The organism is Maridesulfovibrio zosterae DSM 11974, from assembly GCF_000425265.1.
Taxonomy (GTDB): Bacteria; Desulfobacterota; Desulfovibrionia; order Desulfovibrionales; family Desulfovibrionaceae; genus Maridesulfovibrio; species Maridesulfovibrio zosterae.
The window spans coordinates 615995-631374 of sequence record NZ_KE384342.1 but is presented as its reverse complement, the minus strand read 5'-3'; the positions used below and the strand labels follow the sequence as shown (position 1 = coordinate 631374).

The 15380-nt window shown below is 40.2% G+C and carries 13 protein-coding genes; 8 read left to right on the top strand and 5 right to left on the bottom strand.

Translation table 11 applies throughout. The features are described from left to right. Window position 1 precedes the first annotated feature (1 nt). Genes mreB through H589_RS20680 form a run of 3 tightly spaced genes read right to left on the bottom strand, consistent with a single transcriptional unit; the run spans window position 2 to window position 2289 of the window. Window positions 2-1027, bottom strand: a complete 1026-nt coding sequence (mreB, locus tag H589_RS0114440; protein ID WP_027722692.1) for a rod shape-determining protein — start codon at window positions 1025-1027, stop codon at window positions 2-4. Window positions 1028-1053: 26 nt separating this feature from the next. After that, the gene (locus H589_RS0114435) at window positions 1054-2079 is read right to left on the bottom strand and encodes a GAF domain-containing protein (RefSeq protein ID WP_027722691.1); all 1026 of its coding nucleotides are present in this window, start codon (window positions 2077-2079) and stop codon (window positions 1054-1056) included. 3 nt (window positions 2080-2082) lie between these two features. Beyond that, entirely contained in the window at window positions 2083-2289 is a 207-nt protein-coding gene (locus tag H589_RS20680; protein WP_084147010.1) for a DUF6485 family protein, read from the bottom strand. A 393-nt stretch (window positions 2290-2682) separates the two neighbouring features. Between H589_RS20680 and H589_RS0114425 the strand changes: the two genes are divergently transcribed. The 8 genes from H589_RS0114425 (at window position 2683) to H589_RS0114385 (ending at window position 12305) form a co-directional block, all read left to right on the top strand. Next, window positions 2683-4422, top strand: a complete 1740-nt coding sequence (locus H589_RS0114425) for a hypothetical protein (RefSeq protein ID WP_027722690.1) — start codon at window positions 2683-2685, stop codon at window positions 4420-4422. Between the two features lie 56 nt (window positions 4423-4478). Further along, window positions 4479-5540 (top strand): glycine cleavage system aminomethyltransferase GcvT, encoded by a 1062-nt coding sequence (gene gcvT, locus H589_RS0114420; RefSeq protein WP_027722689.1) that lies wholly within the window; start codon window positions 4479-4481, stop codon window positions 5538-5540. A 103-nt stretch (window positions 5541-5643) separates the two neighbouring features. Continuing rightward, complete coding sequence (locus H589_RS0114415; RefSeq protein ID WP_027722688.1) at window positions 5644-6249, top strand: BON domain-containing protein; 606 nt, start codon at window positions 5644-5646, stop codon at window positions 6247-6249. Between the two features lie 199 nt (window positions 6250-6448). Continuing rightward, complete coding sequence (locus tag H589_RS0114410) at window positions 6449-7285, top strand: class I SAM-dependent methyltransferase (RefSeq protein WP_027722687.1); 837 nt, start codon at window positions 6449-6451, stop codon at window positions 7283-7285. Window positions 7286-7793: 508 nt separating this feature from the next. After that, the gene (locus H589_RS0114405; protein WP_027722686.1) at window positions 7794-8024 is read left to right on the top strand and encodes a hypothetical protein; all 231 of its coding nucleotides are present in this window, start codon (window positions 7794-7796) and stop codon (window positions 8022-8024) included. A 25-nt stretch (window positions 8025-8049) separates the two neighbouring features. Beyond that, window positions 8050-11109 carry a formate dehydrogenase-N subunit alpha gene (gene fdnG, locus H589_RS0114395; protein WP_084147008.1) on the top strand — a complete coding sequence of 1020 codons (3060 nt, stop codon included), beginning with the start codon at window positions 8050-8052 and terminating at the stop codon, window positions 11107-11109. After that, the gene (locus H589_RS0114390; protein ID WP_027722683.1) at window positions 11109-11864 is read left to right on the top strand and encodes a 4Fe-4S dicluster domain-containing protein; all 756 of its coding nucleotides are present in this window, start codon (window positions 11109-11111) and stop codon (window positions 11862-11864) included. Before fdnG ends, H589_RS0114390 begins: the two co-directional genes overlap by 1 nt. Before the next feature lie 21 nt (window positions 11865-11885). After that, entirely contained in the window at window positions 11886-12305 is a 420-nt protein-coding gene (locus H589_RS0114385) for a cytochrome c3 family protein (RefSeq protein ID WP_027722682.1), read from the top strand. Between the two features lie 267 nt (window positions 12306-12572). Here the strand turns inward: H589_RS0114385 and H589_RS0114380 are convergent, their stop codons facing one another. Together H589_RS0114380 and purT are read right to left on the bottom strand one after the other, a co-directional pair. Continuing rightward, window positions 12573-13880, bottom strand: a complete 1308-nt coding sequence (locus H589_RS0114380) for a Na+/H+ antiporter NhaC family protein (RefSeq protein WP_027722681.1) — start codon at window positions 13878-13880, stop codon at window positions 12573-12575. A 295-nt stretch (window positions 13881-14175) separates the two neighbouring features. Then, entirely contained in the window at window positions 14176-15357 is a 1182-nt protein-coding gene (gene purT / locus H589_RS0114375; protein ID WP_027722680.1) for a formate-dependent phosphoribosylglycinamide formyltransferase, read from the bottom strand. Between the last annotated feature and the right edge of the window lie 23 nt (window positions 15358-15380).

Sequence of the window (15380 nt, the reverse complement as noted above, 5' to 3'; positions counted from 1 at the left end):
CTTAATTAATGTATACCTTATCAAAACCCTTATCTTTTTGAAGACTTAATCCTGTACCTCGAACAACGGTTGTAAGAGGATCATCATCAATGATAACTTTAAGAGAGCTTTCTCTGTTAATAAGAACATCAAGACCTTTAAGAAGAGCTCCACCACCGGCAAGAAGCAAGCCATTACTTGCGATATCTGCTACAAGCTCAGGCTGAGTTCTTTCAAGAGCAATACGGACTGAATTTACAATAGCTGCAACAGGATCAGCAATAGCTTCACGGATGTGAGAGTCATTAATTTCAATTGCTTTAGGTTTGCCGTCAACAAGGTTTCGACCGGAAATAGTCATGGTCAATTTTTCTGGTAACTCTATAGCTGATCCGATTTGAATCTTAGCCCTTTCAGCGGTATTTTCACCGATTAAAAGCTTAAATTCATCCTGAACGTAACGCATTATTGCAGTATTCATTTCATCTCCGGCTACACGCACAGACTGGCTATGAGCAATAGACGAAAGGGTTATTACCGCAACTTCAGTAGTACCTCCACCAATATCAACCACCATATTTCCTTCAGGCTCATGAATATTTAACCCAGCACCGATAGCAGCTGCCATAGGTTCTTCAATCAGCCTGACCTCACGAGCTCCGGCCTGCTGTCCGGATTCAATCACTGCTCGCTTTTCAACCTGTGTAATTCCAGTTGGAACACAAATAATAATTTTAGGTTTAACTAAATTTCTACCGCTGATAACTTTTTTAATAAAAAAAGAAATCATTTTTTTAGTAACTTCAAAATCAGCTATAACCCCATCTTTCATAGGGCGGATAGCCTTAATCTTATCAGGGGTTCTACCCAAATACTCTTTAGCTTCTTTCCCAACTGCAATAACCGAATCATCGCGAGCATCCAGCGCAACGACTGAAGGTTCATTAAGAATAATTCCATCTTTGGGGGTATAAAGCAAAGTGTTGGCTGTACCGAGATCCATGGCAAGATCCTTGCCTAGAAAACTCATTAATTTAGCCCATATCATATAATTAAACCTCTTGTGTGAAGCGGTTAATTGTCATTTATCAATACCGGATTAGTTTTAGCAGGACTCACTTTTTGCAATGCAGTCCGTGCTTCAGCTAGTCTGCTTTTTAAAAAGAGATTTTCAAGAAACTGTGTCAGGTATTCTGACACCATAAATAAAAAGTCCTTTAAGTCCTCATCAATTAGCATCGGATTCTCATTAGCAAGAACCAATACCCCTCTTGTCTTACGCTGAAAAATAAGAGGAAGGCAAATAATACTCATAAAATCTTTGGTTGCAGCACTTGCTCCAAGAAGGCTTGATGATGCCTGTCCCGTACTGTTTTCATCAATGAAAATAGGATCATTATTCTTGTACACCCATCCTACCAGCCCACTTCCAAGGGGAAACGCAATTGTTTTTGAATCTCTTTTATGAAGAATAGGTTTATTTTCTCCTTCTACATAAAAAGAAGTTCCGCGCTGATCAATCACAGTTAAAAATGTATGCGAAAAACCGCTTGTTCCTGATGTCATACCCAGCAGATTATCCAAAAAAGAATTCCACTTAGGTTGACGTTTTCTCAAATCATGAAGGAGCTTCAGGGTCATAAAATAATCATTTTTCTTGCCGTCTGCATCAGCAGAACGAATACATGAAAGCATAGAAGTGATCATCTTGCCGAACTGTGAAAGAATTTTCAGATCCTTAGTACTGAACGAATATGTCCGTTTGCTGTCAAGGCAAATTGCTCCAAGAGACTGATCAAGAGGAGTTCCCATAAAAGCCTTAACTTTATCTTCTTCACGAGATTCATAATACCCAAGAGTCGTAGAGCCTTTTCTATCCATATTATTAATAAAAAGCGGCTCATTTTTCCCTATAACAATGCCGGCAAGACTCTTTTTCTTTAAAGGACTTCCTGTAGGTGAAACATCATCGCCAAGACTGAAATAAGTGGAGAGCGCATATCCATGCAGTCCATCTGGCAGATACAGAACAACCGTATGAGCTTCAAACACATTACAGACAATACTTAATATGTTAATTAATATTTCATTTCGGGGCATTTTTTACTTCGTCCTGCACTCAATAAAATAATCTATGTTACGATTGTAGGTCTTTTCCTGATCAGCAGTGAAATAGCAAGCAGGGAGTTGATCTTTTCCGCGATGATAAGCAATACATTGGCAGCAGTTGCCATGCCTTGAACACTTGGAGTACGTGCAGGGACAGTTGTCATTACCACCTTCCTGACGTTCACATATTGTTTTACTCATATATTATTTTCCTTATTTCTATTTAAGCTAAAGGAGTTCAATTTTCAAAAAATGAAATCCGTTTCAGTCTTATTTGAAAGACGCATGTCGGTCAACATATTGTGGTTTTGAGAAACGTTATTTTTAAATTTTAAGCAGAATCAATTTTATATTATAGATAAAATATATACGTAGATTTTAATTGTTAAGTCGGCCTTGCTTTTTTTCTGGTTTAAGAGTCTTTTTTATATGAAAAGATTAATATTCTATAAAATTTCTAGAAAATTTATATTGTAATTATTTACGGTTCAAGATAACCATATCATATAATATAGATGAATTGTTAAGTAGTTTTTTGTGTGAGTTAATAAACAAGTACGTTTAGAATCCTACACCGGCATGCAGGATTAATATATGTGGCAGGACGCTTTTTCAAAGTATACAGGTGAAAACCTTAACGCAGATTTAAATGGCGAAATCTATGACCTCAAATCTCTTGACGGCCTAAGACTTTACCTTGACCATGTGCATATAAAAAATTGCCTTTTGCGTCCTTATTTTGAGCAGAAAAATCAGTACCCTCTTGTAGACTCCAGAGAGTTACTCCCATCTTTTGAAGTTGATTTATATGAATATAAGCAACTTCCCGGTTTCAGTATGGTCGCGCTGGAACGGCCTCTTAATTTTTTTCAGGAAATCTTTCAGTTTGATATTCTGCACAGCCCAACTTTGCTTGATGATTCAACAACAGACAAAGCGTGTCCTCTTATTGATTCCATTTTGCGAACTAATGTTGAAACTTTTGAAAGCAGACTTCCCAAAAGATCACATGAAAATTTTAAAAGCGAGTATGGCAATCTAGATATTTCATCCATTGAAAACTATGGCAAAACATTGCCGCATCTGCTCGAAATTGAACGTGCCCATGTTATGGCACAGGATAATAGCGGTAAATTTTACCTCTCCGGTATTTTTGGATCTTTTCCGTCAGATCTTGATACAGAGTTAAAAAGGTTTGGTATCAAGATTGGAAAATTCAAGCCCGGAGATAATCTGCTTTACGAGTATAATCGTCTTTTTGTTTATACTTTTCTTATGGAATTGCACGGTTTTCCAATTGTTTCTGAACGCCGTACATCTTCAGCTCTCTTTGCCCGCCGCCTTTTCAGGATGGGTGAAAAATTTATGGTACGTGTTCTGGGGCAATCTGACCGCACAATTACATCTCTTTTTTCACACCGTAAGGCAAAGAACTATCCAAGAGTAGAAAAAATTGCTCTTGTGCAAGTCAGCCGTGATAACAAAGAAGCTATAGCCGGGCTCAAAAAAGGCGGTTTTTTTGTTGATGAAAAAAAACGTGTCGTTATCCTTAAAGTTAAATATCGCCAGCATAAATTTAATATGGAAAACGTTCGTGAAGACCGCGCTTTGTCCGTCTACAAGCAAGAAATCATTCACCCTATTACAGGGGAATGCTCTTATAATTTTAATGTAATTAAAGATGCTTCGAGCATGACTATTCTGCTCAACGATATTGTACGTGGTGAATATAATGGGGACATTGTATATAAACGCAATGAACTGATTCAGGATACTGATACCCACGAAAAGAGATTAAAATTTTTATTTGCATGGCTTTCTAAACATCAGCGGCGTATCATTGGTTACTCTGATGAATTCTACTCCAGTGTGGTCAAAGTTCTGGACAGCTACCTTCTTGCCCCTGATAATTATGAGCCGTTCAATGAACTTTCTGATTTGTATCAGGAGGTCTGGTCAAAATACAGTTTTATTCAGCAGGCTAGAAAGCTCAAAACTCTTGAAGACCTCAAAGAAAGGAAGTATCGGGGTAAAACAATTTCATATCTTGAAATGCTTAAAACAATGACAGAGATTCTGAATGATCTTAAATTTGAAATTGTTAACTACTTTGACAAACTGGTTGAAACGACACTTAATATCGGTGACAGAGTTTTAAATGATTCATATTTAAGACGAAATTATGTTTCAAAACCAGATGAAGATCTTACAAATTACGGACTCAAAGTAAAAAAACTATACGGCCGACTGGTTGTTATTATGGACGAATTCAGATCTATCCGTAAAAGCCGCTCCCTTTATGAAGAAGGGGCCAGTATTAGCGGATTGGTTTAAAAAAATATGAGGGTATCTTTTTCAAGAATTTCCCCTCGCCTCATATAGGAGAAAAAATGTCAGCACTGCGTACTACCCCACTTACTGAGTGGCACCGTGAAAATGGAGCAAAACTGGTTCCTTTTGCAGGATTTGAAATGCCTGTTCAGTATAAAGGAATAATTATTGAGCATAAACATACCCGTGAAAAAGCAGGTGTTTTTGATATCAGCCATATGGGTGAGTTCAAGCTTTCCGGTAAAGGAGCAAAGGACGCACTTAACAAGCTGGTGACTCAAAATCTGGATACTCTGGCTCCGGGTAAATGCCGCTACGGTTTTCTGCCTAATGATAAAGGCGGAGTGCTCGATGATTTGATCATATACTGCCTTGCTGAAGATTCATACATGCTCGTTGTAAACGGAGCCTGTGAAGAAGGAGATTTTAACTGGATTAATTCCCGTCTTCCAGAAGGAATAGATTTCGATAATATTTCCTACGAAACAGCTAAAATTGACCTTCAGGGCCCTTTAGCTTTAGATGTCCTTGAGAGTGTTTTCGGTCGTGACTTCAAACATCTTAAGTATTTCAACTTTGAAGAAACAGAATTTGACGGTTATAAACTTATTGTCAGCCGTACAGGGTACACAGGTGAACTCGGATATGAATTTTATCTGCCTGCTGACAAGGCACAGTCTTTATGGGAAAAAATTGTTGCCGATGAAAGAGTTGAACCTATCGGCCTTGGTGCTCGCGACACTCTGCGCCTTGAACTTGGTTACCCTCTTTACGGACATGATCTTGATACTGAACACAATCCCCGTGAAGGTGGTTACGGATTTCTGCTTCCCGCAGATGCATATACAGATGGAAAAGAACTTCTTATTCCATTGAGCATTGAAGGACGCCGCGCTGCACGTCATGGTGACAAGGTTATTTTAGACGGTAAAGAAGTCGGCGTTGTAACCAGTGGTTCTTTCTCACCAAGCCTAGGCTATTCCATCGCTTTGGCCTATGTAGCCAATGACGTTGCTGAAGCTGAAGCTTTTATTATCAACACCGGCAAAAAAGAGCTTGAAGCTAAAAAAACTGAATTACCTTTCTATACCGAAGGTACTGCTCGTAAAAAGCTCGATTAATATTACCAATCAACGAAAACAATAAGCCCTCTTTATTGTTCGATAAAGAGGGCTTATTTCAGAGATCTTTTCAATATAATTATAGCAATTTAGGTTTTCTCAAATGAAAATAATTTTGCCCTTAATTCTACTCGCTTGTCTAATCTATACTACAATTGGCCCTGCTCATGCTGGATTCATGCCTTATGGTAGAATTTTCAAGGCTACTCAGGATGAGCGTTCATACTTGACGCAAACCCAGGACACTAGACTAAGCCTTAAACTACGCAAATCACTTTCTATAAATTCCCCGTCCAGTTTATTAAGTGTAAGTCCCTATGTTTATTTGAAACATGCATTTTTAGTGGGGACTGTCAAAAGTGATGTGCAAAGAAATGTACTCATTGAGAACGTTAAAAAAATGCCGGACTTTAGTGGACTCAGTTATTACCTACCTATAAAACAAGATATAAAAGGAGAAATTTCAAATCTCGAATTAAAACTTAAAGGGATACTTGAGCCAGATTATCCTTCATCAAAATTTTCCCTTAAAGTTGTGCAAAATACTGTTGTTTTACTTGGTGTTTTGAGTTTTGAAGAGCAGGAAAAAGTACTTCAAACTATAAAAAAAATAGCTCCAGCTAATAAAATTATAAATTTTCTTCAAACGATTCCTGCCGATAATATGAAACGAAAACGTATTCGACCATTAAGGAGCCTTTTTGACTAAGTGCGCCTCTGTATGTCTACATCTCTGAGAATACTATATTCGTTGACTTTTATTTGTGCTTCCCCTAACTGTTTTCTTCATGAACCAGCTTTAATCAATATAAAGACCTATTGGCTCTTGCGTTGTTTTACTGAATTTAAAAGTCAGTAAATTCAACCTATTCACATGATATTCTAATTAAGGATATTAAGGTTTTGTTATGTTTAAAGTACTGGAAGAAATTCATTCCCGTCCCCTTCCTTTTGAAATCTGTTCTGCATCAGACCTTTGGACTGATGATCATATATCTAAGCAAATGCTTAGTTTTCACTTAAATCCTGACATTGATTCTGCGTCTCGTAACGCCGATTTTATCGCTAAATCTCAAGCATGGATTATTAATAATTTTGAATTGTCAACTAGTAAAATAGTTGCTGATTTTGGCTGTGGCCCCGGCTTATATACAACTGCTTTCGCAAAAGCAGGAGCAGCAGTGACTGGTATTGATTTTTCAAGTAATTCATTGTCTTATGCTAAGAAAATTGCGAAGAGTGTCAATTTAAGCATTGATTATATTAATCAGGATTACTTGAAATATAGTTCTCAAAAGAACTTCGACCTCATCACCATGATCATGTGTGATATTTGTGCCTTAAGCCCAGATCAGCGTAAAACCATGCTGAATAAATTCTATTCCCTACTTGTGCCTGGTGGTCAGGTACTCCTTGATGCTTTCTCACTTAGCGCTTTTGAAAATCTCAGTGAACGCTCTGTTTACGAAGTCAATCTTATGAATGGATTTTGGTCCGCTGATAAATATCATGGATTTTTAAATTCATTTAAATATGAACAGGAAAAAGTTGGGCTTGATAAATATACTATAGTTGAAAGCATGGGTACAAAAGAAGTATACAATTGGCTTCAATACTTCGATCCAGCTGAACTTATACGTGAATTTAATGAAGCTGGATTCCATACTATTGAACTGCTGTCTGATGTAGCTGGAACTTTGTACCAAACCGGTAGTAATGAATTTGCGGTCATAGCTACTAAGTAGCTAAAATAATAAAGCACAGCTCTTCTCATATTGAGAAGAGCTGTTTTAATTCTATTAATCTCATAGTATTATGTCTAAAAAGCTATAATAGCGATTAATGCTTATTAACAGCTTCCTCATAGTTTAAATTAAATACAATATTTCGAATACTTAATAGCCTCCAGACTCTATTGAATATTTTATCATTTATCTCTCCATTAAATTCAAAACTAATATCTCTTTGTTTCTTTTTTATTAAAAAGCCAAAAAAAACAATAACTTAAAAAGCAACTCTGTATTATTTCTTTTTAGACATAAATAAAGTTGTGTCATTCGTTCAACAAGCAATTCTTTTTTTCAATTTCCAGTTTTCATATATAGTTTGTATTTAAGAAAATGAAATAATCTTCTCAAGAATCAGGACGGCTAAAATTATTTCTATCCTGATTAATATAAATGATTATTCATTTTCGTCATTGTCAAAGGCTGATTGGGGTACACGTTAACTTTTTTATAGATCTGGTAACCCATGGAAATTTCCGGAAAAGAAGTTGGGGACGCTTTTTTACAACTGCCCTTTAGCGGTCTTGGGATTTCATTAAAAGCTTGTGCTGACGCGGCTGGTAAAATGCAGATCAGGTTTAGTGAGAAACCTGTATGTGAATGCCGCTTAAATGATATTTTTGTCGACACAGCTTTTACCGGATTTTCCGGTTATGAACTCCTTTTAACCCTTGGGCGTGAAATTCGTGGAAGATAACACAAACAAAATTTTAGGAGCGATGATGAGAATTAATCGTAGAGATTTTGTGAAAATGACGACTGTAGCTGCGGCAGGTATTGCCGCCGTTCCTGCGTTCGGAGGCCTTGGAAAGGCTTTTGCGAACACAGCCGAGGAACGTGCTAGACAGCTCAGTCCTAAATGGACAAAACAAACTACATCCGTATGTGCATTCTGTTCAGTCGGTTGCGGGCTTCTGGTTAATACTGATGTTGAAACCAAAAGGGCTGTAAACGTCGAGGGTAATCCTGACCATCCGATTAATGAAGGAGCTCTTTGCGCAAAAGGTGCTGCAACTATCCAGATGACAGAGAACCCGAAACGGCCTGGCAAATTTCTGTATAGAGCACCATATGCTGATCAATGGGAAGAAAAAGACTGGGACTTCTGCAAAAAACGTATTGCCCAGCTTATCAAAAAATCACGAGATGAAAGTTTCGAGAAGAAGAATGCCAAAGGTCAGGTTGTAAACCGTACTATGGGGATTGCTTCTCTTGGTTCCGCCGCGCTGGATAACGAAGAATGTTATGCCATGCACAGTTTCATGAGAGCTTTAGGCCTGGTGTACGTAGAGCATCAGGCACGTATCTGACACAGCGCAACTGTTGCGGCTCTGGTAGAGTCGTTCGGACGCGGTGCGATGACCAACCACTGGAATGATCTTCAGAACAGTGATTGTATTTTGATAATGGGCAGTAATGCTGCCGAAAACCATCCCATTTCTTTTAAATGGGCAGTAAAAGCACAAAAACGCGGTGGAAAAATTATCCATGTTGACCCCCGCTTTACTCGTACTTCCGCAAGATCTGACGCATACGTAGCTCTGCGTTCAGGCACTGATATCGCTGTACTCGGCGGTATGATCAACTATATCATCAAAAATAAGCGTTACTTTGAGAAGTACATGGTGGATTACACCAACGCTTCTTTCATCGTAAATAAAAATTATAGCTTCGATAACGGCTTGTTTGCCGGATTCGACAGCAAGACAAATTCTTACGATAAATCCAAGTGGGCTTTTGAACTGGATAAAAAAGGTATTCCAAAGCAGGACAAATCCCTGAAGGATCATAACTGTGTTTTTCAGGTGATGAAAAGGCATTTCTCCAGATATACTCCTGAAAAAGTATCCTCCATCTCAGGCGTATCAGTTAATGATCTGGATATGCTTTATAAAACATACACTGCCACAGGAAAACCGGATAAAGCCGGAACTATTATGTACGCCATGGGTTGGACCCAGCACACGGTTGGTGTACAGAATATCCGCGCCATGGCAATGATCCAGCTTATGCTTGGTAATATCGGAGTTGCCGGTGGCGGCGTTAATGCACTTCGTGGTGAATGTAATGTTCAGGGCTCCACTGATTATGCCCTGCTCTATCACATTTTACCCGGTTATCTGAAAACACCGCTTGCTGGACAGGACACTCTGGAACAGTACAATAATACGTACACTCCAAAAAGCAGCGATCCGGAAAGTGCGAACTGGTGGCAGCATTATCCAAAATATTCTGCAAGCCTTATCAAGGCCATGTACTCTGAAGATACCCCGGATCAGGGTTATCAGTACCTGCCTCGCCTCGATAATCACAAGGCCAGCGTATATTCTTGGATTCCACTCATTGATCGTATGTATCGCGGCAAATTCACAGGTGGCTTAGTCTGGGGCATGAACCCTGCCTGCTCCAGTTCTGATGCAAATAAGACCCGTAAAGCTCTGAGTAAATTAGACTGGATGGTTAACGTTAACCTCTTCCAGTGTGAAACAAGTGACTTCTGGAAAGGTCCTGATATGGATCCTAAAAAAGTCAAAACCGAAACCTTTTTCATCCCCTGTGCGTCTTCAATTGAAAAAGAAGGTTCTGTTTCAAACTCAGGTCGCTGGATGCAATGGCGTTACAAAGGTCCTGAAACATTTGGTGATGTTAAGACTGATGGGCACTACTTCCATGAAATATGGGAAGAACTTGCTGCTCTTTATGAAAAAGAAGGTGGTGTCTATCCTGAGCCTATTACTCATCTCAGCTTCAACAACATGTGTGAACAGAATGAGCACGGTCACTATCAGTTCAGTGCCCAGAAAACAGCCAAACTCTGTAACGGCTGGTTTACCCGTGATGTCGAGGTCAAGGGCAAAAAGTTCAAGAAAGGACAGCAGGTTCCCAGTTTCGCATACTTGCAGGCAGACGGTTCCACTACCTCCGGTAACTGGCTGTACTGTAACTCTGTAACTGATGAAGGCAATAAGTCCGAACGTCATGATTCGAGTCAGACCAAGGAACAGGCAAACATAGGCCTTTTCCCTAACTGGACATGGTGCTGGCCTGTCAACCGTCGCATCCTTTACAACAGGGCATCTGTTGACCAAAAAGGTAATCCTTGGAATCCAAAGAAAGCGGTTATCAAATGGAATGGGTCCAAATGGATTGGTGATGTTCCTGACGGTGGCTGGAAGCCCGGAACAAAACATCCATTCATTATGCGTAAGAACGGATTCGGTCAGCTCTTCGGGCCCGGGCGTGCAGACGGTCCATTGCCTGAATACTATGAGCCACTGGAATGTCCTGTATCAGACCACCCATTCTCCAAGACACTGCATAACCCCACAGCTGTGCAGATCATTGGTGAAGAAAAGGCTGTCTGTAATCCGCGTTATCCTTTTGTCGGCACAACATACCGTATTACCGAACACTGGCAGACCGGTTCTATGACTCGTTGGCAGTCATGGCTTGTTGAAGCAGAACCGCAGATGTTCGTAGAAATCAGTCCTGAATTGGCTAAGCTGCGCGGTATTGAAAACGGTGAAAAAGTTACTGTTGAAAGCGTACGTGGATCACTCTGGGCTATTGCAATGGTTACCGAACGTATCAAGCCGTACAATATTAACGGAACTGATATTCATATGGTCGGCATGCCATGGCATTATGGATGGGTAACTCCGGTTAACGGTGGTGATTCAGCAAACATAGTAACTCCAAACGTTGGCGACCCCAACACTGGTATTCCGGAATACAAAGCCTTTATGGTGAACGTTCGCAAGTGGAAGGAGGGTGATAAGTAATGTCTGGTAAAAGCTTCTTTGTAGACCTCACCCTTTGTACCGCTTGTCGCGGTTGTCAGGTAGCCTGTAAGCAGTGGAAAAAGCTGCCGGCAGAACAGACCCGTAATGTTGGTTCACATCAGAATCCCCAGGATCTGTCATCAAAAACCATCCGTCTCGTGCGTTTCAATGAGGCACACGATGAAAACGGCAAACTCAAATGGCTCTTCTTCCCTGAACAGTGTAGACACTGCCTTGAGCCACCGTGTAAATACATTGCCAATATGTATACTCCCGGTTCCGTTGTACAGGACCCTAAAACCGGCGCAGTTGTAATGACTGACAAAGCAATTATCCGTAAAGGTAAGCTGGAAAGTTGGGAAATGTGTCCTTATAATGTGCCTCGTCAGGATGCTGAAACCGGACTTTGGAGCAAATGTGATATGTGTCTGGACCGCATTGAAATGGGCATGCTCCCCGCATGTGTTCAAAGCTGCCCGACCGGAACTATGAACTTCGGTGACCGTGAAGATATGCTCAAAATGGCTAAAAGACGTCTTGCAGAAGTACAGAAGACTAAACCGGACGCTTACCTCGCCGATCCCGAGGATGTGCGTGTGATTTACCTCTGTGAATCTGAGCCTGAAAACTATCACGAAACACTCGTGGCATCAGCTCAGCAGCGCAAGACTATTATGGCTAATAAGGCGACTGCCCCCAAGAGCTCAAGACGCAGCTTCCTTACTGCCGCTCTTGGCCAGAAAAATAAAGCATAAACAGACACAAGGAGAGATAAAATGAAAAAATTATTGATCATGTGCCTGTTATGTATGGGCATCACAATCATATCTATGGCAGCCAATGCGCAGGAAAAATACACTGCCCCCGATGATGGATTACTCATCAATTATATCAAGGGCAACAGTAAAAGAAATCTTGGCGTTGTTTTCAATCATTCCAGTCACGAGGACTACGAATGTGTTGATTGTCATCATAACATTAAAAAAACCGGTAAACCAACCAGTTGTTCGACTTGCCATAATAACTTTGAGCCTGTTCCTGTTAAAGGCTACAAATCATACTTTAAGGCAATGCATTATAAACGTAACAACCCGAAACGGCCTTCATGCGTTTCCTGTCACGTAAAAGAATTCGGTAAAGACAAAGAAATGACCGGATGTGTTAATTCAGCATGTCACCCCGAAGGAATAAAGTAACCTAAGTTACACAGTCTAATAAGAAATAGCCCTGCTGTCATAGACAACGGGGCTATTTCTTATGCCATCATCAAGCATTACTTGAAAAAGATAGAGCTATTATCAAATTTAAATGGGCAGGATCTGAAGGTATCTATCAGAGCCTGCCCATTCATGTATTAAATAATTTTCAAATTTAATAAGCTGTTTTAATTACAATAAACCGGATTTAGTATCACGACTTAAAGCGTAATTTAAAAAACTTAAATCAAAAAGTAATAAAACTTTCTACGATTTTTTACCACGTGGAAAACCGGTCATAATGCTCAAAACAGCGACAATAGCAAGAATAAAGCAATAGTGCATATTACCAATGATTTCCAAAGGGGAAAGCTTTGATATAGAACCAGCGAGAAGCACTTGTGCTCCGTAAGGGATGACTCCCTGTACTATACAGGAAAAGATATCAAGAAGACTTGCACTGCGACGAGGATCAACATTGTGACTTTCAGCTATTTCTTTCGCCATGCCACCGGTAAGGATAATGGCAACAGTGTTGTTTGCAGTACACAGGTCAGATAAAACAGCAAGAGCACTTATACTGAATTCTCCAGCCTTGCTTGATTTTGTACCACGAGTAAGTCTACCAATAAACTTGATGATGTATGCGATACCACCATGATATTTTATTAACTCACCAAGGCCGCCTACAAGCAGTGACAGAACTAATATTTCCTGCATGCCAGTAAAACCTGAATAAATATCCTGCGAGAATTTGAGCAGACTGAATGCTTCCATAGAAGCAAGGCCGACAGCACCTGTGAAAATAATACCGGCACCAAGTACGACAAATACATTTATCCCCATTACAGCCATTACAAGAATAGTGATGTATGGTAGAACCTTAAGCAGACTGTAACCGCCATTTTGTACAACCTGACCGCCCTCTCCAACAAAATATAGAATAATAACTGTTAGAATCGCTGCAGGTAATGCGATAAGAAAGTTCATTTTAAACTTATCACTCATCTGGCAGCCCTGAGTTCTGGTTGCTGCAATCGTGGTATCAGAAATCATGGAAAGGTTGTCACCGAACATTGCACCGCCGACAACTGCCCCCATAAGCACCGCTGAAGAAATATCTGTTTTGCCTGCAACGCCAACAGCAATAGGCGCGATTGCGGCAATTGTACCCATAGATGTACCCATAGCCGTTGCGATAAACGCAGCAATAACAAACAGTCCGGGAAGAACCATGGATGCAGGAACAATAGATAATCCTAGGTTAACCGTAGACTCAACACCACCTATAGATTTAGCAACGGATGCAAAACCACCGGCAAGAAGGTAAATCATACACATGGTAATGATTCCCGGCTCTCCTGCACCACGTAGGAAAATATTTATTTTATCAGCAATCTTACCGCGACCCATCCATACAGCCCATGCGATTGCAGGTAAAATGGCAACAGTTGCAGATAGTTGATAAAAAGCCATACTGGTTCCATCCATTGTAAGGAAGGTTCCCGTTCCGATAAAAATAACTAAAAACAACCCCAATGGAGCCAATGCAAGACCATTCTCTTCCTGTTTCATAGGTATATATCCTTATATAAGAAGTTATGCATATAGTTTGAGATAGATTTAGGTGAATGCCCTCAATAAATTATTCTTTAAAATTTAAAAAAGAAGCACCATTTCCCTAAAACCAACCAATTATATGGCTAAATTTCCTCATTCCGTTGTAAGAACAATATAAATGCTCATCTTTAACCATTATGTCAACGAAAAGCGCAATCAATTACTTAAAGAACTACTTTAACAAAAAAGCCTCCTCTTGAACTGGATAAGTCCAAGAGGAGGCTAAGAATTAAAATCTATAAACTAATTACTAATATTCAATTTTTACAGCAGATGAAACTCTGATAGCACGAGATTTAGCATTTTCTACATCAGAGCCAAGAGCCAGAGCAACACCAAGTCGACGCACACCATCACACTCCCCTTTACCAAAGATAAGAACTTTAGTGTCATTTTCTTCAAGGGCTTTGTCTACATTAACAAAAGCAGGAGATGTTGATTTTCCACTTGAAAGAATAACACTGGATGCAGCAGGCCCATACTGACGAATTGCCGGAACAGGAAGACCTAGAATAGCTCTTACATGTAATGCAAATTCGCTGAGATCCTGAGAAATAACGGTAACCAGTCCCGTATCATGAGGACGAGGTGAGACTTCACTGAAAAATATTTCTTCACCTTTGATAAAAAGCTCAACTCCAAAAAGTCCTCTTCCTCCAAGAGCATCAGTTATGCGCAACGCATAATCCTGAGCTTTAGCCAGCGCTGGTGCGGTCATAGGTTGTGGCTGCCATGATTCACGGTAATCACCATCCTCCTGCCTATGGCCGATTGGGGCACAATAGGATGTTCCTCCAATATGGCGAACTGTAAGCAATGTGATTTCATAGTCAAATTTTACAAATTTTTCTACGATGATGCGACCTTCACCTGTTCTACCGCCGGACTGAGAATACTCCCAGGCATAATCAATGTCAGCTTCGCTCTTAACAGTGCTCTGCCCTTTGCCTGAGGAACTCATAACAGGCTTGATCACACAGGGGATACCTATTTCTTTAACAGCTGCAAGATACTCTTCCTTAGTGTCGGCAAATTTATAAGGAGAAGTTTTCAAACCAACTTCCTCTGCGGCAAGTCTACGGATACCTTCACGGTCCATAGTTAAACGAGTGGCTCGAGCTGTAGGAATGACGGTAAAACCTTCCTTTTCGAGATCAAGAAGAGTTTCTGTAGCAATCGCTTCAATTTCAGGTACTATAAAATCTGGCTTCTCAGCTTCAACCACGCTTCGAAGAGCGTTCGCATCCAGCATGGAAATGACATAACTACGATGAGCCACCTGCATGGCTGGGGTATTCTCATATCTGTCTACAACAATGACCTCAACACCAAGGCGCTGAGCTTCAATTACAACTTCTTTGCCAAGTTCACCGCCGCCAAGAAGCATCATCTTGCGAGCAGAAGAAGTACCTGCAGTACCTAAAGTGACCATAGTTTTCTCCGTGATTTTTTTTT